Genomic DNA, 808 nt, shown 5'->3' on the forward strand with positions numbered 1-808 from the left:
GTCGGCGGCGGGCCGGCTGCCGCAGATCGCGGCGATGGGCTTCGACGTCGTCTACCTGCCGCCGATCCACCCGATCGGCACGACCTTCCGCAAGGGCCCCAACAACACCCTGTCCGCCGGGGCCGACGACGTCGGTGTGCCGTGGGCCATCGGCTCGCCCGAGGGCGGCCACGACGCGATCCACCCGGACCTGGGCACCCTGGAGGACTTCGACCGCTTCGTGGCACGGGCGGGCGAACTCGGCCTGGAGGTGGCGCTGGACTTCGCGCTGCAGTGCTCGCCCGACCATCCCTGGGTGGACAAGCACCCGGAGTGGTTCCATCACCGCCCGGACGGCACGATCGCCTATGCGGAGAACCCGCCGAAGAAGTACCAGGACATCTACCCCATCGCCTTCGACGCGGACATGGACGGTCTGATCGCCGAGACGCTGCGGGTGCTGCGGCACTGGATGGACCACGGGGTGCGGATCTTCCGGGTCGACAACCCGCACACCAAGCCGGTGGTGTTCTGGCAGAAGGTGATCGCGGACGTGGGCCGCACCGACCCGGACGTGATCTTCCTGGCGGAGGCGTTCACCCGGCCGGCGATGATGCACACCCTGGCCCAGATCGGCTTCCAGCAGTCGTACACGTACTTCACCTGGCGCAACAGCAAGCAGGAACTCACCGAGTACCTGACCGAGCTGTCCGGCGAGGCGGCCGCCTACATGCGGCCCAACTTCTTCGCCAACACCCCCGACATCCTGCACGCCTACCTCCAGAACGGCGGCCGCCCCGCCTTCGAGGTCCGCGCCGTCCTCGCCGCG

Annotated in this window: 1 protein-coding gene; it reads left to right on the top strand. The window is 69.2% G+C overall.

What is annotated here, in order from left to right; translation table 11 throughout:
* The coding region (locus ACFPQ9_RS44590; protein WP_465269627.1) for an alpha-amylase family protein at positions 1–808 on the top strand (808 nt) is incomplete at both ends.

This window comes from Streptomyces coerulescens, from assembly GCF_042657965.1.
In the GTDB taxonomy this organism is placed as follows: Bacteria; Actinomycetota; Actinomycetes; order Streptomycetales; family Streptomycetaceae; genus Streptomyces; species Streptomyces coerulescens.